The organism is Pseudomonas sp. B21-040 (assembly GCF_024748695.1).
Lineage (GTDB): Bacteria > Pseudomonadota > Gammaproteobacteria > Pseudomonadales > Pseudomonadaceae > Aquipseudomonas.
Window position 1 is genome coordinate 1,608,928 of the sequence record NZ_CP087176.1, and the last position, 25,172, is coordinate 1,634,099.

Annotated in this window: 12 protein-coding genes; 3 read left to right on the plus strand and 9 right to left on the minus strand. The window is 58.6% G+C overall.

What is annotated here, in order from left to right:
• Nucleotides 1-93: 93 nt before the first annotated feature.
• The 9 genes from LOY55_RS07255 to LOY55_RS07295 all read right to left on the minus strand — a co-directional run bounded on the left by LOY55_RS07255 (nt 94) and on the right by LOY55_RS07295 (nt 20,231).
• Nucleotides 94-4,296 (minus strand): hypothetical protein, encoded by a 4,203-nt coding sequence (locus LOY55_RS07255; RefSeq protein ID WP_258667838.1) that lies wholly within the window; start codon nt 4,294-4,296, stop codon nt 94-96.
• Nucleotides 4,297-4,615: 319 nt separating this feature from the next.
• Nucleotides 4,616-4,975 carry a DUF6124 family protein gene (locus LOY55_RS07260; protein WP_223522603.1) on the minus strand — a complete coding sequence of 120 codons (360 nt, stop codon included), beginning with the start codon at nt 4,973-4,975 and terminating at the stop codon, nt 4,616-4,618.
• A gap of 391 nt (nt 4,976-5,366) precedes the next feature.
• On the minus strand, nt 5,367-7,814 hold the full coding sequence (locus LOY55_RS07265) for a hypothetical protein (RefSeq protein ID WP_223522558.1): 2,448 nt from the start codon (nt 7,812-7,814) through the stop codon (nt 5,367-5,369).
• Between the two features lie 116 nt (nt 7,815-7,930).
• Entirely contained in the window at nt 7,931-9,871 is a 1,941-nt protein-coding gene (gene lapD, locus LOY55_RS07270) for a cyclic di-GMP receptor LapD (RefSeq protein ID WP_223522559.1), read from the minus strand.
• Between the two features lie 22 nt (nt 9,872-9,893).
• The gene (lapG, locus tag LOY55_RS07275; protein WP_109786367.1) at nt 9,894-10,601 is read right to left on the minus strand and encodes a cysteine protease LapG; all 708 of its coding nucleotides are present in this window, start codon (nt 10,599-10,601) and stop codon (nt 9,894-9,896) included.
• Nucleotides 10,602-10,847: 246 nt separating this feature from the next.
• Nucleotides 10,848-16,502 (minus strand): Ig-like domain repeat protein, encoded by a 5,655-nt coding sequence (locus LOY55_RS07280; RefSeq protein ID WP_223522560.1) that lies wholly within the window; start codon nt 16,500-16,502, stop codon nt 10,848-10,850.
• 273 nt (nt 16,503-16,775) lie between these two features.
• A complete protein-coding gene (locus tag LOY55_RS07285) occupies nt 16,776-19,088 on the minus strand; it encodes a hypothetical protein (RefSeq protein WP_223522561.1) in 2,313 nt (770 codons plus the stop codon).
• 149 nt (nt 19,089-19,237) lie between these two features.
• Nucleotides 19,238-19,633, minus strand: coding sequence for a YbaN family protein (locus LOY55_RS07290; protein ID WP_109786371.1), 396 nt, complete (start codon nt 19,631-19,633; stop codon nt 19,238-19,240).
• 10 nt (nt 19,634-19,643) lie between these two features.
• Nucleotides 19,644-20,231: a YecA family protein gene (locus LOY55_RS07295; RefSeq protein WP_046032761.1), complete on the minus strand. Its 588-nt coding sequence runs from the start codon at nt 20,229-20,231 to the stop codon at nt 19,644-19,646.
• A 412-nt stretch (nt 20,232-20,643) separates the two neighbouring features.
• Here LOY55_RS07295 and recQ point away from each other — a divergent pair, with 412 nt between their 5' ends.
• From recQ to LOY55_RS07310, 3 genes are all read left to right on the plus strand, one after another.
• Nucleotides 20,644-22,770, plus strand: a complete 2,127-nt coding sequence (recQ, locus tag LOY55_RS07300; protein ID WP_109786372.1) for a DNA helicase RecQ — start codon at nt 20,644-20,646, stop codon at nt 22,768-22,770.
• 118 nt (nt 22,771-22,888) lie between these two features.
• Nucleotides 22,889-23,323, plus strand: a complete 435-nt coding sequence (locus LOY55_RS07305) for a MarR family transcriptional regulator (protein ID WP_046032763.1) — start codon at nt 22,889-22,891, stop codon at nt 23,321-23,323.
• 128 nt (nt 23,324-23,451) lie between these two features.
• Nucleotides 23,452-25,155 (plus strand): FimV/HubP family polar landmark protein, encoded by a 1,704-nt coding sequence (locus LOY55_RS07310; RefSeq protein WP_223522562.1) that lies wholly within the window; start codon nt 23,452-23,454, stop codon nt 25,153-25,155.
• Nucleotides 25,156-25,172: the final 17 nt, after the last annotated feature.

The window sequence follows — 25,172 nt, forward strand, 5'->3', positions numbered from 1 at the left end:
TATTTAATGTTGTCTCAGGTCACGGAGCGGGTGCAGGACGGATAAATAAATACGTCCCCTTTGTCGTTGCCAACGCCAGATTCACCGCAACGTCTAACGGATACAGACTGCAAAAATGTTCCATCCATGATTACCAGTCTCTACGTACCAACCAGAAAAATCTCTTATCAATACAGCTTTCTGCGTAAAAATGGGGGCTGCGCACCAGTAAAAGCCAAAATCGTCGGGGTCGTCGTCGTATATAGTGGTACTAAATTTATCCAGCACCCGGAGATGCTGAATGCGGTCAATGGGACTAGCACCTGATACGGATTGAAACCAGGTTGCGACTCCACTGATCTGCATATACGTGGCACTGCGATACAGTCTCTTGACATTTGTAACCGTCACATCAAATGAAGCGGATTGGCCGGTTGTATCGCTGACTGTGATTTTAGTCGAGCCGTTCTCCAGGCTACGAACTACTCCATTGCCATCAACCGAGGCAATTTGAGCATCAGATGATGTGTAAGTGAAGGGAGGAGCGCCACCCGAAGCTGCCCGATTTGCAGTGGTACCAACGGGGTCTATTCCTGAGAGAACCCAGGGCAGGCCTGAGTCTTTGATTGAGAAGTTCAGCCCGGATAGCGCGAGTGGAGAAGTATCAACAATTAGCCCGGACGCCACAGTCAAGGTACGCACATTCGAATAGGTTGGTGCGCTGTGATAAAGCGATAGCGCGTACAAGCGACGTGCACCGACCGCTACGCTGATGATGAGTTCCCAGTCGCCGGTGGTTGGATGGGCGGTTACTTTCCCTTTGGAGACTGCACCTGGATCATCACCCTCAAAAATCTCGACTTGCTGGTCGTTGCTTGCCTTGCCTTTGAGTTTCAAGGTGGTGCTGGTCGTGGTTCCCGCCTCTGGAATCTCCTTGCCGCTATCGTCTTGCACGTTGGTGAGCGTCGGGACTATCACAGCGACAACGGTAAGGGTGCGCTCCGCCGAAACCTGGCCCGTGCCGTAAAGCGCCTTGGCGGTAAAACGGTGCTCCGCCACCGCCAGGCCGCTGACGGTCAGGGTCCAGATGCCCGTTGTCGGATCGGCGATGGGCTGATCTTTGGACACGGTGCCGTCGAGTACATCGACTTTCTGACCTTTACTGGCCGTACCGGTCAGCACCACGCTGGTCTCGACGGTGTTGCTGCCGTCGGCGATCTCGTCGTTACTGGGCGAGCCTTTCACCGTGGTAATGGTCGGGGCTACAACCGCGACCACCGTGAGGGTGCGCTCCGCCGAAACCTGGCCCGAGCCGTAAAGCGCCTTGGCGGTAAAACGGTGCTCCGCCACCGCCAGGCCGCTGACGGTCAGGGTCCAGATGCCCGTTGTCGGATCGGCGATGGGCTGATCTTTGGACACGGTGCCGTCGAGTACATCGACTTTCTGACCTTTACTGGCCGTACCGGTCAGCACCACGCTGGTCTCGACGGTGTTGCTGCCGTCGGCGATCTCGTCGTTACTGGGCGAGCCTTTCACCGTGGTAATGGTCGGGGCTACAACCGCGACCACCGTGAGGGTGCGCTCCGCCGAAACCTGGCCCGAACCGTAAAGTGCCTTCGCGGTAAAACGGTGCGCCGCCACCGCCAGACCCGCGACGGTCAGGGTCCAGATGCCCGTTGTCGGATCGGCGATGGGCTGATCTTTGGACACGGTGCCGTCGAGTACATCGACTTTCTGACCTTTACTGGCCGTACCGGTCAGCACCACGATGGTCTCGACGGTGTTGCTGCCTTCTGGAATCTCGTCGTTACTGGGCGAGCCTTTCACCGTGGTAATGATCGGGGCTACAACCGCGACCACCGTGAGGGTTCGCGCTGCTGAAACCTGGCCCGAACCGTAAAGTGCCTTCGCGGTAAAACTGTGCGCCGCCACCGCCAGGCCGCTGACGGTCAGGGTCCAGATGCCCGTTGTCGGATCGGCGATGGGCTGATCTTTGGACACGGTGCCGTCGAGTACATCGACTTTCTGACCTTTACTGGCCGTACCGGTCAGCACCACGATGGTCTCGACGGTGTTGCTGCCTTCTGGAATCTCGTCGTTGCTGGGCGAGCCTTTCACCGTGGTAATGGTCGGGGCTACAACCGCGACCACCGTGAGGGTGCGCGCTGCTGAAACCTGGCCCGAACCGTAAAGTGCCTTCGCGGTAAAACTGTGCTCCGCCACCGCCAGGCCGCTGACGGTCAGGGTCCAGATGCCCGTTGTCGGATCGGCGATGGGCTGATCTTTGGACACGGTGCCGTCGAGTACATCGACTTTCTGACCTTTACTGGCCGTACCGGTCAGCACCACGATGGTCTCGACGGTGTTGCTGCCGTCGGCGATCTCGTCGTTACTGGGCGAGCCTTTCACCGAGTCAATGGTCGGAGGATCCAGGCTCACCGCTTCACCGACAATGAACTCCAACAGATTCGAATAACTGTATTTTCCTGTCACGTTCCGCAAGATCCGGTAGCTCGCCGTTATCTTCTTCCCACGATTGGGTTCGATGTGGTCGGTCACGAACTGAACGTTGAGGGCGAAGTTCACGTCCCTGTCCTTGGAGAGCGCATTGAGGGTAATCGAGTCCTCTTTCTTGCCGGTCACCTCCCCGAGCCAGGTGTAAGTCACGACGTCTCCGGACACGGTCGGGGTCGCGATCGGCCTCGGCGCGGTCAGTTTTCCGATGCCTCCGGGCAGTTCGTCGGGCTCTAGCGCGCCATCCACTTCACCGAGAACAATCGGTTTGACCAGTTCGAATTGCGCTTCACCCACGTTCAACAGCGCCGCATGCTGTGAACCACGACGGACGATGGTGCCGTTGTCATCGCTGAGCAGGTTGTAAGAAAGATCCAGGGTGCCGCCGTCGAGGGTCTTGAGGTGCTTGCCCTCGACAACGATGACGAAACCATCGGGGTCATTGGCTTCATCCGTGCTGGGGACGAACCACTCCAGTTCGGGGTCGTACGTGGTGAGGTCCTGCCGGGTGCCGAACCATTTGAGTTCTATCCCATTCTCGGCGGTGATCAGCGGGTCATGAGGAATGCGAATGCGGGTGCCGGCCAGATCGGGATCGAGTGCTCCACTCGTTGCGTCCAGAGCGATGGGCGCGGCCAGGCGTTTGGCTTCACCGATGATGTTGATGAAGCGGCCCTTGGAGCGATTGACGATCGTGCCGGAACGCTCCGGTACGTAGGAAAACACCCCTTGGGTTTTTGCCAGCGCACGGGCGCCCGCGTTGTCGAGCAACACTTCGACCACGGTCGGTGGTTTCTTCTCGATGGCTTGGCGCACAGTGATGTTGATGGGATCACCGTCAACCGTAGTGCCCTTGAGGCTCATGATAATGACGTCGTTTTGATTGAACTCGGCTGATGCCGCCCAGACATGGAGCAGCAGCTTCTCCTCGCCCAGCGTGTCAAGGTCGAGCATGTTGCCGTCAGCCTGCTCGAGAATGGGCGCGTCCAGCAGCGAGTTACCGGTGTCGACGACGATGCGTGTTTCCTTGCACCAGTCCTCAGCCTGGTTGTGCACCCGGTCGCGGACCATAAAGGTCACGGCCAGGCCTTCGGTGCCGGAGTCCCCGGCGGCCAGGATCGTGGCTTCATCAATGTGAACCTTGACCGGATTGGTCAGGGGCGCGTCGATTTGCGCCTGGGTGACTGGCGTGGACAGCACCAGTTGGCCGCCCCAGCTCACCGTGATCACGTCGCCCACCGCGATATTTTCGTAGGGCCGGTCAGTGCCGCTACCGGGTTTGGCCTGGACGATGACATCCACGCCGTTTTTTGCGCTGTCCTTGTCGACGCCGTCCTGAACGACCTCCGGCGGGAAAAAGGCCATGTATAACCCGGAATGACCAAAATCCGGGTCTGTGTCCTGGCCGCCGGGCAGTTCGAATTTGACGTAGAGTTTGAGCGGTGGCGCAAACAGTTCGGGCTGCTGCGACAACCGCGTTACGCGGTAGGCCAGTGCCCAGTTGCCCGTTTGCAGGCGGCCGGGGGCGACGAACAGCGTGGTGCGCTCGCGGAGTTCGACGGGGTCACTGATGGTGTGTTGGTCCACCACATTGTTGTTGAGCAGCAGCTCGACTTTGTCGCCCAGGCTCTTGCTCGACCAGATGGGAATCTGGACTTTCAGGCCCTTGTCAGGAAAGTTGCCCACCGCCGCCGCGAGGTTGATGCCCCATTCATCAGCGGGTGCCTGGGGCTCGATAGCGCCGGGAATCTCCGGGGTGAGCAGCGCCAGGGGGGCGAGGTTTTTCAACGGTTGAATGAGCATTGCGAAAACTCCTGCCGGAGGAATGAGCGACAACGTCATTTATGGTGTGATTCAGGCGTTCTGCCTACTGTCAAATCTGACAGGTCTTGGCAGGTTTAAGACGAACGGTTGCTCCAACAATCGGCTCGATGAACGATCCCGTATCGCTCTACGGGCCGATGCCACAGAGTTTGAAACGACAAAACCCGCCACTTCTGTGTGAGGAGTGGCGGGATTTTTTCGTCGGTGAAATCGCTATCGTCGGATCGACGCCCGGAGCATGCCCGCGAAGCGGCCCGATCAAACACCTCACAGATACGCGTTTGACTGTAGATCCGCGTCAGCCCTGTGGGTCGACGTTGTCGAGCATCCGGTTCACCGCCAGTTCGCCCAACATGACGGAGTTTTGAATGCCGAGCAGGGTGTGGCGCTGTGTACCGTTCAGTTGTCCCGCGAAATCACTCAACATCACGCTCGCTGAGGCCAACGTCTCACAGGCGTTGACCAGCAGGGTTTCGTGATCGGTGTCGGAGCCGAAGAAGTAGATCGTGCTGGGTTTACGCGGGGTGTCTTTGGGAATGACCGGTTTGAGATAGTAGTCGAGGGCGCGATCGGCGGCGGTGTTGAGCTTTTTGGAATCGGTGGTTTCGTAGGGGGAGACGTCGTCGGTTTCGGGCGGGTTGGGTGTGATTTTGAACAGGGTGAAGCTCCTTTGAAAAACAAGACCACCAGAACCTGTCGCTAAACACGTAAGGGTGGCGACTGTATGCAGGTTAGCGAACCGGTCAAAGGTACCCGGTAGACCCGAAGGTCTCCCGCATACAGCCACCATAACGTTATTGCCGACGTCAAAAGTCTGCAACAAAGTCTGGAGCACTGATGCACTTTGAATAGTCCGGGTCGCTAAACCCGATCGCTGATTGGCAGCGATGCGGAAACGATAAAGATCAGGGACAAAGCGCACAAGCCGGCGGATTCTGGCGCAGTCGTAGGCAGCGGCGCAAGGATGTGTAGCCTGAGAGAGTGTCTTGAGGTGTCTTTTAAACATTTCGTTTTTATTTGCCCAATATCCATAACGCCATGCAGAGGGGTTATTGCTTCAACACCCATGTGGTGACGGTGTAGGGGAGTGGAGTTGAATGAAAGTACCAAACGGGTCGTTCGTTTGTGTTGTACCTAATCGACAGGTGCGAATCTTGATTACCTTGTGCCGGTACCGGAATGCGAGCGATTCGGATTGTATTAGCCCCAGTGTTATCCAGGTATTCGGATGTTTTTGGCCATTTTCTGTAGATATCGGTTAACAGGATCTCTCTTAGGCTGACATCCTGGAAATCGACAATTTGGCCGTGGCTCGCTGCCCAGGCGGTGCCTTCGGCATGGTTCATTTTTTTGGGACTAACGATCAATCGATACACATTGGATACTTGCACCTGGAAATTGGCGGTAATACCGCTGTTGTCCGTGATCCGTATCGTTGTGCGGCCATTGCCCGTCCCAACCACCTTGCCATCCATGACTAATGCAATCGTTGGGTTGTCGGAGGTATAGGTGTAAGGAGGGGTTCCCCCCGTTGGAATGCGAGTAGCGGTATTGTTCGGTGCGTCTAAGCCAGAAAATGTCCAGGTGACATCGGCATGAACTGCGAAGCCGTCCAGAATCATGTCGGATGGGTCGATGATCAGGACAGCGGATTTAACGATGTACCCGCGTGACGGAAATGACACTGCTGTTGCATTGTCGGCAACACCCTCAAAATTCACCCTGAAACTGATCGTCAGCGCACTGCCATCCTTCAGTGTTTTCAACCAATCAAGCGGCACTGGCCGACCCAACCCGGGAAGCGTGCCATGGGGCTCGCCAGTGCGGTCGTCGAAGTAAACCGGGGCGCCATTCATATCGAATCCGTCATACCGCAACCAGACATTTTGCCCCAGCACCTGATGGGGCCACTCAGCCACCCGGAGCTGATCCGTGGCCTGCAGTTTGCTCACATCCAGTGTCGTACCCGGTGAACCGTCGACGTGCGGTGTCGGTAAACCGGGATGGCTATCCGGGATCCGGCCAATGGACGCGTTCAACACTGGCGACACATAGGACTTGCCGTCACGAAACAGCAGGTAACTGAGCTTGACCGGTTTACCCATGTTCGCCGCAACGAACGCCTTGTCCAGCGGGAAGTTGGCGCGGCTATTGGCGTTCAGAGGCTGGGCGGTGAAGGTGGGAGAGCCCGCACCGGGGGCGCCCTCCACAATGAGCTGGACTGTGTCGCCCACGCGGTGGCCAAGCACTTCAACCTGGCCGTTGGCGCCTTGCAGGTTGGCGACGTCCAGCGGATCGAGCACGGCATTGACGGATTTCTGCAGCCTTGGCGCGAACAGGTCCGGCAAGCCTTCGCCGATGACCCGGGCCGAGGCCACTCGGGAGGTGCCGATCGGCGTGCCGTTTCTGAACAACTGATACGTTGCCGTCACCAGGCTGCCGGCAATGACGCTGTCGTTGGGCACTTGCAACACGCAAGGTTTTTTCTGCCCGAACTCGTCCGCGTCGACGACGCCATTTGCCGTCACCACCACGTCTGGCTGGCCGGTGACTTTGGCGGTGTAGGTCGCACTGAGAGTATCGCCGGGCAGGAAGCGCGGATCGTTGGTCAGCACAATCAGCAGCAGCGGATTCTTGCCCAGTTTTTCCAGGTCGATGAGGCTGGGGTCGTCTGCCGCGTCGCTCTGGATTTCCCGCAGGATGGGCATCGGCAAGCGGCTGCCGGCCAGGTCCACATCCACGATCTGCGTCGCCGACCAGGGGGAATCGGTATCGGGCCCATTACCGAGCTGGTCGGTGACCGTGTAGGAAAACTTGAATTGCGGATGGTCCCTGGCAGTCTCCAGATCGGCGCGGCTCACAGTGAAACACACGGTGACAGGCTCGTCGGAACCGGGACTGGGCGCTTGCAGTTCCGTGACCTTGTGAAACACATCGTGGCCATTGCAGTTCAGGCGGATGAGGTCGTGGGCCCGGCAAAACGGGTAGGAGACGCACACTTGAGCGCCCGTTGCGGGAAAGTCCGGGCCGACACCATTTTTAATGGCATCCGGCAAAATCAGCTCCAGCCGGGAGTGGCCATCCTCGCCGGGATCCGTGTCCTGATTGCCGGGCCGAATGGCGTTGTACAGTAGCTCCAGCGGTGGCTCGGAAGTGCCCATGTTCTGGCTGCTGCGCGTGACGGTATAGGTCAGGCGATTGATGATGTCGGCGAATAGCAACTTTTTCGGAATGTAGAGGGTGACGGTGTCGTCCTCGGCCTGAGTGAGTTGACTGTCGATGCCGGGCTGACCGTTCAGATTGAGGGAGACGGTATCGCCCGGTTCTTGACCCAGGTAGGGGTCAACCAAAACAGTAGCGCCCATGGGGGCCAGGTCATAAATACGCAGGGGTACGCCAACATCTGCGCCCACGACCGGCTCGGTGGCTTCGGGCACTCTGGGGGCATAGAGCACCAAAACCGTGTTATCGAAAGCGTCGGCTTGAACGCTGGTCATGGGGTAACTCCTGAAGGATAGGATGGGCTGATGGGTATCAGACACCCGGTCCGGAGCAGCCGGCTACTGTCAGATCTGACAGGTACACACAGATTTAAGACGAGCGGTCATACCACTCACATCGGCTCCGGCGGCCCGATCAACCGCCCCATCACCCCAAACAACCCCAGTTCCCGAATCACCTCCAACTCCCCCTGCGTCTCCACCATCTCCGCAATCAATGGCAGATCAATGCTGTTGGTCGCCCGATAAATCGCATCGATAAACAGCCGCTTGTCAGGCTGCACATCAATGCTGCGGAGGTACGCGCCATCGATTTTCAAATACGCCAACCCGAGCTGCGTCAGGTTGCCGATCTGGCTGAAGCTGCCACCAAAGTGCTGCAAGCCGATGCGGTAGCCGGTATCGAGCAGGCTATGGCTCAGGCGCTGCAACTCTTCCGGCGGCGGTAATTGGCGTTCGTCGATCTCCAGGGTCAGCAGGGGTGCCAGTTCCGGCAGTGAATCAAGCAGGTCGATGATTTGTCGCAGCTGCGCCGGGTCACGCAGGGTGCTACCGGACAGGCTCAACGCCAGGGGCCAGCGGTTGACGACAAGATAGTCGAGGGTTGCTTCGAGCATCGTCAGGTCGAACCGCGCGGACCAGCCGAGACGCTCGATCCACGGCAGGAAATGCCCGGCCGCAATCGCCTCGCCCTGCGGGTCGAGCAGACGCGCGAGGACTTTGTGGTGCAGCACCTGGCTGGTGTCGGCGCATTGCACGACAGGTTGGAAGTACAGTTGCAGTTTGCCGTGGGTCAGGGCGTCGTCGATCCAACTGCGCCAGTCATGCTGGGAGTGGTTGTTCGCGGTGTCGGTGTCGGCCAGATGGACCCACGGCCGCTCGGGATGTTGCCGGGCTTGCGTCAGTGCTTGGTCGAGGCGCAGCAGCACGTCGCTGGCCGGTTCGCCGGGGTGGTAGGGGACGATGCCCAAATGCGCCACCGGCATGCAATCGCTGGCGCCGGTCAGGCGCAGGTTTTCCAGGGTCGCACTGATTTCCGAGGCCAGGCGTTCGGCGTCGGCGCCATCCAGGCCCGGCGTCAGCAGGCTGAACTCCCCGCCGCGATTGCGTGCCGCCAACCAGGTGCGACGTTCCGGCAAATGCGTCAGACGCTTGAGCAGTTCGCCGACAGCGCTGATCAATGCATCGGTGCGTTGACCACCCAGGCGCTGGTTGAGGCCGATCAGGTCGTTGACCCGCAACATCAGTAAATGGCCGGCGCTGCTCTGTTCGCTGATCAGCAGCTGATCGGCCAATTGTTCATCCAGCAAACGGCGATTGGCGAGGCCCGTGAGGCTGTCCTGATAGGACTCGGCCCGCAGTTTTTCACTGCGGGTGGCTTCTTCGGCGAACAGCGCCTTGAGTTTCTCGACCATCTGGTTCATCGCCAGCACCACGCGCCGCAATTCCGGTGTGCGTGGCAGTTTCGGCAGGCTCAGGAACTCGCGTTTGCTGATGGCTTCGGCCTGTTTGACCATTTTGTCGAGCGGGCGCAATTGCCGGCGTAACAACCAGCCACCGAACACCGCACTGAGCAATCCACAGAGCAGCAGCCAGATCAGACTGCCGAGCGTACTGTCCCAGAGTTTGGCCAGGGCGAACTGCGGATTGCTCAACACTTCGACCCGCGCTACCTGTTCCCAGCCACGCATGATCAGCGCGTCGCCCCCTTCCGGGCTCAGGTTGACGAGGCGGACAAACCAGCGCGGAACGCCGTCGATTTTTGCGGAGGCATTGCGCTCCACCAACACCTTTTCATCGACGATGTTGACCACGCGAATGCTGCGGAAATAGCCGCTGTCGAAAATCGAACTGACCATCAGTTCGGTCATGGCCGGGTCGTCGATTTGTGCGGTCAGCGACAAACCCAGCGCGGTGGCGGCGTCCTGGGCGTGGGAGCGCAACTGGCTGAGTGTTTGTTCGCGGGAGCTTTCCAGGCTGACAAAAAAACTGCCACTGAAGGCCACCAGCAGGAACAGGCAAATGGCGAGAAACAACTGTTTGCGCAGTGACATAAATCGCTCCTTGCTGTGACGGCTAGCCTTCGCCTACGGCGAATCCTTCGGCTTGCATCTTTTTCAACACGTCTTGCCAGCGCGACAGTTTTTTAGTGTCGCCGCTGCGTTTACCGCCATTGGCCCCCGGCAAGTACAGGCCTTCGGCGTTGAAGGCGTACACCGGCAACAGGTCTTTGCGCTGGGACGCGGGGCGGATTTCGCTGATCAGGTTGTCCAGCACCAGCGGTTCGGCCGTTGGGGTGCTGTAGAAGGTCAACACCATGTGCGCCTGATTCTGGGCCAGCGCCTTGACGTAAGTAATGCGCAGTTTTTCGCTGGGAATCCCGAGGTAGCGCAGGCTGAAATATTTCGCCAGCGCGTAGTCTTCACAGTCGCCGGCACCCTTGATCAGCGACTCTACTGGCGTGGCCCAGTAATCGGTCTGACGCCAGATGCGCGTGTCGTCCTGAAAATTCAGCTGCTGATTGAAGAACCGATTGACCGCGTTCAGTTGCTCGCGCTCGGGCTGCTGCTGTTCGCTTTTGAGCATTTGACTCCAGGCCTCGATTCTTCCCTGGGCCGGGCCGAGGGGGCCATAGCGCTTTTCGGCGGTTTGCAGGATCTGCGTAAAGTCCCAGTCGGCCAGGACTGTGCCCAGCCCCGCCAGCAGAAAACTGGCCAGCAGTAGCCACCCGCCGAGCCGAAGTCGGAGCGTTGACCATCCTGGACTTCGCGGACGACGGGACATGTCTGGCTGCTCGCGTGCAGATGCCTGAAGTCTAGGCGGTGTTTTTTGAAAGGTGAGGTAGATCGTCGGGTTGCGGCGCTTTTTGAATCGAGGGTTTTGTGGGGGAGGTCGGGGTGGTTTTGGAACCTTCGTTGAGGGGAGGCAGTAACCTGAAATGAAAAAAAACCGCCCTCTCGTCTAAACGGGGGGGCGGGTTTCTATCCTGCTGGATGGTTAGGGTTGTGCGGTGCGGTTGTAGCTCTGCGACTATTGGATTGCGACCCCCAGGGCGGCGTTGATTTGTGGCGCGGCAGCGTTTGCTCCTGTTACAAGATTAAAGGTTTTTCTTGCTGGAATTGGCCACCACGCATTGCTGGGGTCTGTCGACCAATAAAGGTCATTGCCCATTGGCCAGAGCGCACCGTAGGCCTGATGAATTTCGATCAGCTCGCCATAGCTGGGGATCCGCGCGCCTTGTTGGGAGGCCTGCGAGTTGGCATTCGCCCAGGTGGGTTTCCCCAATCCCAAGCAGTGGATTACCCCCGTAACGGTCACCGTGTAACTCAAGGATTGATTAGCCGCGTCTCTGGCCGTAATGCTGGCGGTGCCACGCCCTCTGACGGTCACCAGTCCGGTGGTGTCAACGGCAGCCACCGCAGGATTACTGGAGGTGTAGAGGTATCCCGGTTGTCCACCGGTGGCTTGATGATGCACCGAGGTTCCCGGGCCGAAGGCGGGAAGCACAGCGGGATAGTCTCGCAACAGGTAAATCTTGCCGCTCAACGTCACGGGGCTTGTGTTGAAGTTCAAGGGGGGTGTCGGTGAAATCACGGTAAAGCTGCGAGTATTTGAATCCTGCCCGGTGGTGACTGCTTTCGCCTTCACCGCGTGACTACCCAGGACCACGGTAAGTGACGTGGTCCAGTTCGCTCCGACAGCGGTTACTGTGTGTTTTCCGACGCCATTGTCGAAAATCTGCACCTGGTGGCCGGGCGTCACGGTGCCCTGCAGGGTGACCGTGCTGCTTGTTGTCTGTCCGCCGTTTTGCACTTCGCTGCTGGCATCTCTCACCGAGTTTAGTGTTGGGGCGGTATGAGCTGCGACGGTAAAGGCGCGCCCCGCCGATTCCGGCTGTGTGCCATACAGCGCTTTTGCCTTGATCGTATGCGCCGCGACACTCAGGCCGGTAAGTGTCTGACTCCAGTCGCCATTACCATTGACCGATGTGACAGGACCTTTCGGTGTGCCGTTGTCATACAGCTGCAGGGACAGATTGGCGTTAGCCTTGCCGGAGACGGTCACGCTGGTGTCGAAGGTGGTGCCATTGGGTATGACTACTATTCCCTTGGAATCGCTGACACCCGTGATGGTTGGCGTCGCCGTTTGCAAGACGGTAAAGGTGCGACCTGTGGATTCCGGCTGTGTGCCATACAGCGCTTTTGCCTTGATCGTATGCGCCGCGACACTCAGGCCGGTAAGTGGCTGACTCCAGTCGCCATTACCATTGACCTGTGTGACAGAGGGGGTCGGTGTGCTGCCGTCATACAACCGCAGGGCCTGGTTGGGGCTCGCCCTGCCGGAGACCCTCACGCTGGTGTCGAAGGTGGTGCCGTTGGGTGGTACTTCTCCCTTGGAATCGGTGGCCCCTGTGATGGTTGGCGTCACCGTTTGGTAAACGGTAAAGGTGCGACCTGTGGATTCCGGCTGTGTGCCATACAGCGCTTTTGCCTTGATCGTGTGCGACGCGACGCTCAAGCCGCTGATTGGTTGACTCCAGTCGCCATTGCCATTGACCTGTGTGACAGAGGGGGTCGGTGTGCTGCCGTCATACAGCCGCAGGGTCTGGTTGGGGCTCGCCTTGCCGGAGACGATCACGCTGGTGTCGAAGGTGGTGCCGTTGTGCTGGACATCTGCCCCCATGGAGTCCCTGACGAAGGCAATCGTCGGCGCCGATTCCACGGCGACGGTGAACGCCCGAACCGCCGATTCCGGCTGCGTGCCGTACAGCGCTTTTGCCTTGATCATGTACGACGCGACGCTCAGGTTGGGGAGTGCTTGACTCCAGTCGCCATTGCCACTGACCGATGTGACAGGGCCTATCGGTGTATTGCCGTTATGCAGCTGCAGGGTCTGATTGGCGTTCGCCTTGCCGGAGACGATCACGCTGGTGTCGAAGGTGGTGCCGTTGTGCAGGACTTCTGCTCCCTTGGAGTCCTTGACGAAGACAATTGTCGGCGCCGATGCCACGGCGACGGTGAACGCCCGAACAGTAGACTCCGGCAGTGTGCCGTACCGCGCTTTTGCCTTGATCGTGTGCGCCGCGACGCTCAGGCCGGGGAGTAATTGACTCCAGTCGCCATTGCCATTGACCTGTGTGACAGAGGGGAACGGTGTGCTGCCGTCATACAACTGCACGGCCTGGTTAGGGCTCGCGTTGCCGGAGACAGTCACGCTGGTGTCGAAGGTGGTGCCGTTGGGTGGTACTTCTCCCTTGGAATCGCTGACCCCCGTGATGGTTGGCGTCACCGTTTGCAAGACGGTGAAGGTGCGAGCAGTGGATTCGGGTTCCGTACCGTACAGCGCTTTTGCCTTGATCGTGTGCGACGCGGTGCTCAGGTCGGTAAATGTCTTGCTCCAGTTGCCATTGCTATCAACCGGTGTGACGGGAGTGATCGGTGTGCTGCCGTCATACAACTGCACGGTCTGGTCAGGGCTCGCCTTGCCGGAGACGATCACGCTGGTGTCGAAGGTGGTGCCGTTGGGTGGTACTTCTCCCTTGGTGTCGCTGACCCCCGTGATGGTTGGCGTCACCGTTTGCAAGACGGTGAAGGTGCGAGCAGTGGATTCGGGTTCCGTACCGTACCGCGCTTTTGCCTTGATCGTGTGCGCCGCGACGCTCAGGCCGGTAAATGTCTTACTCCAGTCGCCATTGCTATCAACCGGTGTGACGGGAGCGATCGGTGTGCTGCCGTCATACAACTGCACGGCCTGGTCAGGGCTCGCCTTGCCGGTGACGGTGACACTGGTATCGAAGGTGGCGCCGTTGAGTGGGACGTCTGCTCCCTTGGAGTCTTTGACAGAGTCAATCGTCGGGGTGATCGCCGCTTCTACCGTAAAGGCCCGAAGCAGGCTGGACACGGGATCGGCATCATAAAGAGCGTGGGCGGTGATGTGATAATTCTTCACCGTCAAATTGGTCAGTAATCTTTCCCACGTGCCATTGGTGCCAACGTCAGCAGATCCTAATGATGTGGAACCATCGTAAAGCTCGACTTTTTCACCTCGCGTTGCCGTTCCTTTGAGTGTCACTTCCTTATCGAAGGTCAAGCCGCCCTCGGCAACCTCGCCTCGTGAATCACTGACTTGGGTAATGACTGGGGTGACGTAGTCATAGCGGGTCCGGACAGTTAACGGCAACAACGGAAACGCGATGGCGCTCGATTCATCGTTGGCACCGTCGAATGCCACTTTGCACAAGACAGTCGCCGCCGATGCATGCGCCAGTTTCAGCAGCTCGGTGCGTGACAGGATTTCCTTGAGCCCGTTGCTGACTTGCCCGGCCGTGACAAGTACGCCATCGAGTAACACGATGCGGTAATCCGCTCCGGCGATTGTCTTGCCTTCCAATCGCAGCCAGAGGCGTTGCCCAAGGGCAATGAACGGCCACTTTTGTACAACGACATCGGGGTTGCCAGAGAACGCCATCAGATCAAGGACGCCTGCAATAGCCTGTGGCACCTCGGGGCGTGGCAGTTGAGTTTCTGGATTCTGAAACCTCAGCACATTCAGCGTCAGCAGTTCGGATGTGTTCCAGAAGTTGTAGCGCTTGACGTCGTAGCTCACCGCAACAGATTTGCCGATATTGGGACCGATAAGCGTGGCCGGGAGACGGAATTGCACCTGACCACTGGCATGCGCCGGCAGTTCCAGGTCGTCGGAGGTCCCTGGCCCCGGGGTTCCACGCCATTTCAGGGCAATGGTGTCCAGGGCCGGATCCATGTTGTCGTACTTGACGATCACGTCGACACCGTTGGTTGCGACCATGGGATCAAGACTGCCATTGGCCGCTTGAACCACTTCTGGTGGGGGAAGATCTCCCACCCGTTGTCCGATTTGCAGGTTCAACGTAGCGGAATAACTCAGCAGTTGGGTGCTGGCATGTTTGAGGGTGTAGCGGATCTTGACGTATTGGCCGATGCTTGGCGTGACGTAGCTTGCATCGACACGGAAATTGACCGGTTTACCCGCCGAGACGGTGGTGATGGGAAGCCAGTCGCTGGTACTGATGGCCGAACTGATAGCGGTCCAGTAGTAAGTCAGAAAGTCGTCCTTCACCGTTCCTGTGTAGTCGATCCGCACCGTAACCTTGTCGAATACTTTTGACGGATCAAGCACTCCGTCTGGCGCTTCCGGTACTTGCGGCGCGGGTAATGTCGCAGCAATCGCCTGCACTTTCACCAGCAAGCGCTCGGACTCGCTCACGCCGTACGCAGCATTGTCATTGGACACGCGATACCAAAGCGTGAGGCGGCCATTGGCAAGCACACTGATGTGCTCGTCGAGTATGTAGATCGTTATGAGCTTGTCTGCGGCTTCATTTCTGCTGACGGTATGTTGCTCCGTATGTAAATACGGCGCTCCGCTGGACAAGGAACCGTCCCACATCAGTTCGATGACGTCACCGTCGGTCATGCCAAGGTACGAAATGTCCACGGTGGCATACATCACGTCCGGCTCAAGGACCTCACCCACCACTTCGCGAATGGTCGGTGCGGGATGCGCGTACACGTCTCCGATCACATCGGCAAAGGTACGTTTGGAGGAGAGCGGGGGGCCACCGTTTTTCTTGGTCAGCACATACGAGGCATCGGCCGAGCCCATGGCAATGGCGCGGACTTCTTCGTAAGGCACTTTCAGTTCGAGGATGCTCGGTACGTTGGTAATGTCGCGCGATTGGGTGTGGATCAACGGCTTGCCGATTTGTGGCGTGCCTATCCAGGTCATCGTGATCGTATCGCCGAGTTCGAAATCCTCGGTGCGGACATGGATCTGCACCGTGACGTCTTGCTGGTTCAATCCCTTGAGGTCGATAACGCCATTGACCGATTCCTTGATGATGGGTTGTTCCAGGCGCCAGGCTCCGGCATCGACGTTGACCGTGGTGGGGATCGACCATTTTTCCGAATAATTCCAGACTTCGTCGTACACCTCGTACTGAATCAGTAGGGCCGCGCTGTCACCACCCGCCAGGATTTCGCCCTGGTCGGCAGTGATCACAATGGGCTGCGTGCCGTCGACATGCGCTTGTGTGAGCACCAGAGGCTTGAGAAAAACGCTGCCCCACTTCACCTGTACCGTGTCGCGCAAGGCGATGTTGGGGTAGGGCTGGAGGGTCATCGGCACACCCTTGGCCGCCCACTCGGCATCAACCCCCTGCCTGATGACCTCTTCGGGCAACTGGACGATCTTGAGCTCCGAATGCCCCGGTTTGTGTGGCTCCCTGTCGGGGCCTGCGGGGCGGTCAAGCTTGACCCGCAGTCGCAGCGCTACCGAAGGATCATCGGGCGCTGTTTCACCTTTGCGAAGTAACAGGTAATAACACTGCTCGATCCAGCCGGGTACGAATCGCACAGCCTCAACGTAGAAGAACAGGCGCTGATCGACCTCCGTTGCCGTCACTACGTGGTGGTACACGATTTGCGCATCGAGGAAAACGTCAATCGTGTCGCCTTCCAGCATGGAAACCCATGGGTCAATGACAAACAGCGCCCCTTGGGCATGGTCGTTGACTACGGCAATGCTGATGCCGCCATCACCCCCCACTATCGGCCTGGTCATGCCGGTGACGAACAGAGGATGCAGGGCCAGGAGACCGGCACGCGGCGCGACAACGAGAGGCAGGTAGCGGGTGTAAGAGGTCATGGTCAATTCCTTTCCCAATACGTTCGGCTATTTCGTTACGAAGGTAATGAGGAGGATTTGGAACCTTGAAAGTGGATCTGGCTACTGTCAGAAGTAACAGGTTAGGCTGGCTTTTCGACGAACGGTTGGCGAAGGCTGATCCGTGTGAAACGTGCCTGACGCGGTTCGGGATCTGATTTAAATCGGTGTCAGTGGGCCAGGGGACGTAAGTTCAACGAAAAAATCCGCCATCCTTGAAGTAAGGTGGCGGATTTTCTTTTTACCGATAGCGGTCTAGATTATTTTTACTTCGATATCGTCAATTACGTAATCGTTGCCCTGTCCTGATGCTACATGACTGACTATGGTCAATGTCGTTTCCGGAGACGAGGCAACGAACGTTCCCGAAAGCGATTTCCAGGTCAGACTGTCGACCATAACAGGCCCGGCAATCTGTACTCCATTTGCGCTTAGCGAAATCGATGGGACAGCTTGGGATTCAACAAGTCTGCGGTAATTGATCGTAAATGAATAAGAGCTGTTTGCTTGCAGGTTCAAAAATTGTTTCTGCAGGACAGTGCCGGCAGAGTCGTTGCTGTAGGTATAGTTTCTGGCAACCGAATTACCGTCCACTAGGATGATCGACCAGTCCGATGGATGAGTTGCTTCCCCTCTTGCCCACTCGTTCCAGTTTCCATTGTCAAATGTGGTCAGATCAAGCCCAATCCCTCCAATGAGGAACGTCAATGGGTTTGAATAACTGGTCCTGCCTGTTTCAAAACGCAGGATGTTGTAACTGACACTCAGTTTTTCATGACGTCGCGCTTCGAAGTGTTGCTGCACAAACGCTGCGTTGAGGGGGAAATCCACGTCCTTGCCGGCGCTCAGTGCATTGAGCGTTTTTGAGTCTTCTGCGATCAGCGCGCCTGCGGCGTCCCGTAACTGCCAGGTCACCACGTCCTTGGCCTTGCTCGGATTGGAGACCGGGTTGGGGCAGGTCACCTTGCTGATGCCGTTAGAAAGCTCGTTGGGTTCCAGGATGCCGTCTGCTTCACCGAGGACGATCGGCTTGACCAGTTCCAATTGCGCTTCGCCGACATTCAGCAACGCCGCATGCCGTGACGCTCGGCGGACAATCTCGCCGTCCTCGTCGCTCAGCAGGTTGTACGAAAGGTCCAGCGTGCCACCTTCCAGGGTCTTGAGGTGCCGGCCCTCCACGGTGATGAAAAAATCTTCCTTGGCGTCGACGTCGCCATGGCTGATTTGGTGCCAGTCCAACTCTGGGTCATAGGTGCTCAGGTCAGGTCGGGTACCGAGCCATTTCAATTCGATTGCCATGCCTTCTTCGAAGATTTCGTCGAAGGGGATCTGTACCCGGGTGCTCGGCAGGTCGGGGTCGATGCTGCCGTTCAGTGCATCTTCGGCGCTGGGCGCCGCCAGACGTCTGGGTTCACCGATGATGTTGATGAACCGGCCCTTCGAGCGCTGGATGACCGAGCCGCCACGCTCCAGCTCATAGGAAAATATCGCCTGGGTCTTGGCCAGCTTGCGTGCGGCGCTGTTGGGCAGGAAAACATCGACTACGACGGGTGGATTCTTCTCGATGGGTTGGCGAACACTGGCATGGACCTGCTCACCCTCAAGGGTGGTGCCCTTGACGTGCATGATGATGACATCGTCGAGCATGAAATCGACGGGGGAGGCGGCCCAAACCTGCAGGTCGAGGTCCTCGTCGCCGAGGCTGTCCAGATTGAGTACGCTGCCATTAGCCTGCTCGAGAATCGGCGCCTCCAGCCGTGAGTTGCCGGTGTCGACCATGATGCGGGTTTCTTCACACCAGTCTTCGGCGACGTTGTTCACCTTGTCATGGATCAGGAACGTCACGGCCAGACCATCGGGCCCTGAATCCGCGGCGTCAAGAATCACCGCTTCGGTCACGTGGATCACAATGGGATTGTTGGCCGGGTCATCGACCTGCTCTTGGGTGACCGGGTCGGACAGCACCATGATGCCGCCCCAACTGAGCGTGATCACGTCGCCCTCGAAGACATTCGGGTAGGGCGATTTTTCGGGACTACCGGGTTTGGCCTGGATGGTGATGTCCACGCCGTCCTTGGCGACGTCCTTGTCCACACCGTCGGCGATCAGTGCCGGGTCGATGTACATGAACAGCTCGGAGTGGGCTCCCGGTTCCGGGTTCAGATCCTGACCGCCAGGCAATTCGAGTTTGATGTAGAGCTTGGTGGCGGGCGTAGAGGTTTCGGGGGCCTGGCTGAGACGAGTCACGCGGTAGGCGAGTGAATAAGTACCGGTTTGCAGGCGACCCGGCGCGATCCACAACGTAACGCGTTGGCCCACTTCGGTGTCTTCGGAGAGTGTGTGTTGATCCACTACGTTGCCATTGAGCAAGAGTTCAACCTTGTCGCCTTTGCTCATGTTCGCCCAGTCGGGAAGATGAACTTTCAAACCCTTGTCGGGAAAGTTGTCGAGCGCGGCGGCTCGGTTAATACCCCATTCCCCGGACGGAAGTTGCGGCTCGGTACGGCCGGGGATTTCCGGTTCGCGCAGCGCCAGGGGTGCAACGTCTCTCGGCGGTTGGATGAGCATGGTGATAACTCCGGTCGAAGGAATGGGCGACGGAGTTATTTATGGTCTGGGAGGGGGATCCTGGCTACTGTCAAATCTGACAGGTTACGGCTGGTTTTAGACGAGCGGTCACCGGCGGAGTTGTGACGGTTGCCTCGGGCTGAAGCCTCTCATAGCTTGTGCAAGGTCTTCTGTCGCAGGATATAAATCGTGACGAGCACGGCGCTGGTCAGCATGAACCCGCGCGCCCACGGCAGGGGCACCAGATAGCAGGAGAACAGGATGCTCGCCCACATCAGCCCGATGGCGTAGACCTTGCCCTTGAGCGGGATGCCGTTGCCGTCGAGATAGTCGCGAATCCACGGGCCGAGCCGTGGATGCTCCACCAGCCACTGATAAAAACGCGGCGAACTGCGGGCGAAGCACGCGGCGGCCAGCAACAGGAAGGGGGTGGTGGGCAAAACTGGCAGGAAAATCCCGATCACCCCCAGCGCTACGCTCAGCCAGCCGATGGCCAGCAGCACATAGCGCAACATCAGGGGGCGGTTGCCTATGGGGTTGTCCATAGGCAAGACCTTAGTGGTGACGTGGCTTGAGGATCGCCGGTTTTTCGTCTGGTGCGTTGCACAGCAGGTACAGCGCAGTCAGGGCTTCCGGGATCTGAACGATCATGTCGTCCATCAGGTTGGCATCCTTGGCGATGTCTTCGAACTCTGGCTGTTCGTCGAACAGGCCCGAGCCGACCATGATCGGCAGCAGCATTTCGCTGACTTCGTCTTCGGCACTTTCGAACCAGGCTGCTTCGCGCAGGAACACACCTTCCATGAAACCGATGCACCAGCCGCGCAGGTCGGAATCATCCGGCTCTTCGCCCAGGTCCAGGTCGCATGGCAGTTCGAATTCTTCATCGGACGCCAGTTGGCGGGCAATGTGAGCCTTGAGGCCGATCAGTGTGGCTTCGATCTCTTCGCGCTGCGCTTCGCTGCTGTAATGCGGTTCTTCGGCGAAGAGGGCGTCGATCCACTCACGGTCAGGAACGGTTTCGGAACAGATCGACAGCGCGGTGAGGTAGCCGTGAGCGGCCACATAGTCCAGCGCCTCGTCATGCAGTTCGTCGGCGTCGAGGAAGACTTGCAAACGGGTTAGTTGCTCAGCGAAGGACATTAAAGGGCTACCTTGGGGAATGTTCGATGCGGGAATTCTAGGCCTTCTTGAGCGCTCAGGCCAGCCGCGCGGCATATTTGCACCCTCGTAAGAACAGGCAACCCCGCAATCCCTGTAGGAGTGAGCCTGCTCGCGAAAGCGGTGCCACATTCAAAATCAATGTTGACTGGCCCACCGCCATCGCGAGCAAGCTCGCTCCCACAGGGTTCTTCATTGGATTTGCTTCATGTGTCTTATCAGCGGTGCCCTGTGCGAGGGAGGCCTCGGGTATACTCGCGCGTTTTGTGATGCCCTGCTGGCGTCCCGGCTGAAATGTGAAGCGTCATGCAACGCGCCCTTACGATTTGTCGGTGCAGCGTGCGTGGTTCTGAACCAGCCTTGCAGGGATGTTTTTGTGATTTTTGGAGTTTTTATGCTCGAACAGGCTCAACGCGTCCTCAAGGACATCTTCGGCTACGACAGTTTTCGTGGCCGTCAGGGTGCAATCATTGAGCGCGTGGCCAGTGGCGGCGACGCCCTGGTACTGATGCCTACCGGTGGCGGCAAATCCTTGTGTTTCCAGGTCCCGGCACTGCTGCGTGAAGGCCTGGCGGTGGTGGTTTCGCCGCTGATCGCACTGATGGACGACCAGGTCGCCACCCTCGAAGAGCTGGGTGTCGCGGCGGCTGCATTGAACTCCACGCTGAGCGCTGAACAACAGCGCGACCTGGCGGCCCGCATCAAGCGTGGCGAAGTGAAAATGCTCTACCTGGCGCCCGAGCGTCTGGTCCAGCCGCGCATGCTGGCGTTCCTGCAAAGCCTTGAAATTGCCCTGTTCGCCATCGACGAAGCGCACTGTGTATCGCAGTGGGGTCACGACTTCCGCCGTGAATACCTGCAACTGGGCCAATTGGCGGAATTGTTCCCGAACGTCCCGCGTATCGCCCTGACGGCCACCGCCGATAAACGTACCCGCGAAGAAATCGTCGATCGCCTGCACTTGCACAATGCGGAACGTTTTCTGTCGAGTTTCGACCGTCCAAACATCTTCTACCGCATCGTGCCCAAGGAGCAGCCGCGCAAGCAGTTGCTGGCGTTCCTGGCCGAGCGGCGCAGCGATGCCGGCATTGTTTACTGCCTGTCGCGCAAAAAGGTCGACGAAGTGGCGGTGTTCCTCAGCGAACAAGGTTTCCCGGCGCTGCCGTATCACGCAGGTTTGCCCAACGAAACCCGGGCCCATCACCAGAAACGCTTCCTCAACGAGGAAGGCCTGATCATGGTCGCCACCGTGGCGTTCGGCATGGGCATCGACAAGCCCAACGTGCGGTTTGTCGCTCACCTCGATTTGCCGAAGTCCCTTGAGGCCTATTACCAGGAAACCGGTCGCGGCGGTCGTGACGGTCTGCCGGCGGATGCCTGGATGGCGTACGGCCTGCAAGACGTGGTGATGCTCAAGCAAATGCTGCAAAACTCCGAAGGCGATGAGCGCCACAAGCGTCTGGAGCAGCACAAGCTCGACGCCATGCTCTCGCTGTGCGAAGAAACCCGCTGCCGTCGCCAGACGTTGCTGGCCTACTTCGATGAAGACATGCCCGAACCATGCGGCCATTGCGACAACTGTGTCGATGGCGTGCAGACCTGGGACGCCACTGAACCTGCGCGTCAGGCGCTGTCGGCGATTTATCGCACCGGCCAGCGTTATGGCGTCGGGCACCTGGTGGACGTGTTGCTGGGCAAGGACAACGAAAAGGTCCGCAGCTTTGGTCATCAGCATCTGTCAGTGTTTGGTGTTGGCAAGGCAATGGGCGAGAGTGAGTGGCGGTCGCTGTTCCGACAGCTGGTTGCCCGTGGCCTGGCCGACATCGACCTCGAAGGCTACGGTGGCCTGCGCCTGAGCGACACCTGCCGGCCGCTGCTCAAGGGCGAAGTGACCCTGGAACTGCGCCGCGACCTCAAGCCGCAAACCACCGCCAAAAGCAGCAAGAGCCAGGCGAGCCAACTGGTCCGGGGCGAAGAGCGCGAGCAGTGGGAAGCCTTGCGCGCTCTGCGCCGCAAACTCGCCGAAGAACATGGCGTGCCGCCGTATGTCATTTTCCCCGATTCGACATTGTTGGAAATGCTCCGCAGCCAGCCCACCTCACTCTCGGAAATGGCCACGGTCAGCGGCGTCGGTGCACGCAAGCTGGAGCGTTACGGCGAAGCGTTCCTCGAAGTGCTCGGCGGTCAGGTCGAAGCGCCGAAAGTCGTGGCCGACGTGCGCCACGAACTGATCACCCTGGCCCGAGCCGGCATGACGCCGCTGCAAATCGCCGGTCAGTTGCAGTGTTCGGAGAAGAACGTCTACACCATGCTCGCCGAGGCCATCGGCAAGCAACAGTTGTCGCTGGAGCAGGCGCTGGATTTGCCTGAAGAGCTGATGGGCGAAGTCCAGGATGCCTTCCTCGACGGCGAAGGTGAGTTGCCGGCGGTTTCGGAGATTGCCGCGCTGTTTGCCGGGCGAGTGCCAGAAGGGGTTTTGTATTGCGTGCGTGCGGCCCTGCAATCGGAGTTTGAGGTTTAAGCGGTTTTGTAGGTTGATGTAACGATTCACTACAGACCGAGCCTTGCCTCAAGCCAAGGGGCATGCTTAGCTGGCTAATAATTAGTTTTTATTACTTCAGTCTAATCATGAGTGTTTTATGCCGTTAACCGATCAACACCGCTTTGGCATGCAATTGGCCCAGATGTCGCGAGGCTGGCGTGCCGAATTGGACCGTCGACTGGCGGGGCTGGGATTGTCCCAGGCTCGCTGGCTAGTGCTGCTGCACCTGGCACGCTTCGAACAAGCCCCCACCCAGCGTGAACTGGCGCAAAGCGTCGGTGTTGAAGGGCCGACCCTGGCCCGATTGCTCGACAGCCTGGAAACCCAGGGACTGGTGCAGCGCCAAGCGGTGCTGGAAGACCGCCGGGCGAAAAAAATCGCTCTCTGCGCGCCGGCCCTTCCCCTGATCGAACAAATTGAAACCATTGCCACCCAACTGCGCCAAGAGCTGTTCGCAGGCGTCGACGAGGCCGATCTAAAGGTCTGCATGCGGGTTCACGGGCACATTCTGGCCAACCTGGAAAAATCTTGACGCATAACCCCTCGCCAGACTTTTGAGATACCCCCGCTGGGCAGACTATAAAGAACTACTACGCAATATCGTGTTCGTAACGGATGTGCGAACACGCATAGGTTGGTTCTGTTATCTAAGGGATGCTCATGCTTGAGAGTTGGCCATTGGTTTTACGGTGTGGCGCCAGGTTGTTTCTGGTCGGTGGTGCGATCACTTACTCGGCATTGGCGCCCGCGCTGGGCTTGGGGGATATCACGCTTCACTCCGCGCTGAATCAGCCATTGAGTGCCGACATCGCCCTGGTGGATGTCGGCGGGCTGGAGGAGGGCGAGTTGTCTGTCAGTCTGGCGACGGCAGATGAATTCAGTCGCGCTGGCGTGGAGCGGTTGTTCTTCCTCAACACCCTGAAGTTCACCCCGATCCTGCGGGGCAATCGAAGCCTGATCCGGGTCACCTCCAGCAAAGCGGTCAGCGAACCTTTCCTGAATTTTGTGGTGCAGCTCAATCAGCCCAACGGGCGCGTGCTGCGTGAGTACACGGTACTGATTGATCCACCAGGTACTCCGGGTGTCGAACCCGTCGCGGATGAGCCGGTCACCACGCCTCAGTCTTCTGCCTTCCCCGTCGTCAAACCCAGCGCGCCATCAAACCCGGTGAAGACATCCGCCGCAGTGCCGGTAGCGGTGCAACCTGCCACCGTCCCCGTGAATGATCCCGTTGTTGCCGAACAACTGGCCGCCAGCGTGCTGCACAACCAGCAGCTGCAAACCACTGTCGACGAGTTGAATTCAAAGCTTCAAGCGCAGAACGAGCAGATCACCGGTCAGAAAAAACAGGTGACCGAATTGCAAACCCGATTGGCTGAAGTCACTCACGCGGCCGCCGAGCCCGTGACGCCAGTGCCTGTCGCGCCCACACCCGTCGTTGTCGAGGAGCAGGGAGCGACCCACTGGCAGTTGATCATTGGATTGCTGGCGCTGGTGGCGTTGGCACTGCTGGGGTGGTTCGTTCGTCATCGACGCCAGCAAGTTCTGGTGTTGCCCGAGGCTTTCACCGATTTGCCGTCACCGCAGGAGCCGGTACACGATCGTCCAGCACAACCATTGGCACACACCGCCATGCTTAAACCGGCCACCGATCACCGTGAAGCAACGTCAGCAGGCGATGTGCTGGAAGGTGTCGGCATCTACCTGACCTATGGTCGTTTTTCCGAAGCCGCAGCCTTGTTGCGAGAGGCGCTGAGCAAAGAGCCTCAACGCTCGGACCTGGCCGTGCAACTGCTGGAGGTGCTCGGTAAACAAGGTGATGTGCCCGCCTATGAGGCACAGGAAAACAGCCTGCGACAAGCCGGGTTTGACCGACAAAAACTTCAGGACATCCGCACCCGTCACCCGAAACTGAACAGTGCGGTACCTGCGGTCGCGGCACCGGTCGTCGCCCCTGAGCAAGCCTCACCCAACGACGGTTTCCAGTTGAACCTGGATGATTTGTCGATGGATTCCAGTTGGGATCTCGTCAGTCCCTTCGACAGTTCGACGCCCGACGTGCACCCATTGCCCGACGCGTCATTGCTGCCGGAACCCGAGCTGGAGTGGGACCCGGTACCTGATTTGCCGTTGCAGGCTGTCGATTTTCTCGATGAATTCAGCGACGTCAGTCAGTCATTGCAACATGAACCGCTGAGCCTTGCGCCGCTGGAGCCGAGCAACGCCGGTAAACTCGAGCAGGCCCAGACCTGCATTGACGATGGTGATCACGACAACGCCATCGCGCTGCTGAATGAATTGCTCAAGGACGGCGACGAGCCACTTCGCCAGACCGCCCGCAGTCTGTTGGCCGGTATCCGCTGAGGCTCTATGATAGCGAC

Excerpts from the sequence above, each read along its gene's own strand:
- LOY55_RS07255 (WP_258667838.1), bottom strand. The coding sequence starts at position 4,296 with ATGCTCATTCAACCGTTGAAAAACCTCGCCCCCCTGGCGCTGCTCACC.
- LOY55_RS07265 (WP_223522558.1), bottom strand. The coding sequence starts at position 7,814 with ATGACCAGCGTTCAAGCCGACGCTTTCGATAACACGGTTTTGGTGCTC.
- lapD (WP_223522559.1), bottom strand. The coding sequence starts at position 9,871 with ATGTCACTGCGCAAACAGTTGTTTCTCGCCATTTGCCTGTTCCTGCTG.
- lapG (WP_109786367.1), bottom strand. The coding sequence starts at position 10,601 with ATGTCCCGTCGTCCGCGAAGTCCAGGATGGTCAACGCTCCGACTTCGG.
- LOY55_RS07280 (WP_223522560.1), bottom strand. The coding sequence starts at position 16,502 with ATGACCTCTTACACCCGCTACCTGCCTCTCGTTGTCGCGCCGCGTGCC.
- LOY55_RS07285 (WP_223522561.1), bottom strand. The coding sequence starts at position 19,088 with ATGCTCATCCAACCGCCGAGAGACGTTGCACCCCTGGCGCTGCGCGAA.
- LOY55_RS07290 (WP_109786371.1), bottom strand. The coding sequence starts at position 19,633 with ATGGACAACCCCATAGGCAACCGCCCCCTGATGTTGCGCTATGTGCTG.
- LOY55_RS07295 (WP_046032761.1), bottom strand. The coding sequence starts at position 20,231 with ATGTCCTTCGCTGAGCAACTAACCCGTTTGCAAGTCTTCCTCGACGCC.
- recQ (WP_109786372.1), top strand. The coding sequence starts at position 20,644 with ATGCTCGAACAGGCTCAACGCGTCCTCAAGGACATCTTCGGCTACGAC.
- LOY55_RS07305 (WP_046032763.1), top strand. The coding sequence starts at position 22,889 with ATGCCGTTAACCGATCAACACCGCTTTGGCATGCAATTGGCCCAGATG.
- LOY55_RS07310 (WP_223522562.1), top strand. The coding sequence starts at position 23,452 with ATGCTTGAGAGTTGGCCATTGGTTTTACGGTGTGGCGCCAGGTTGTTT.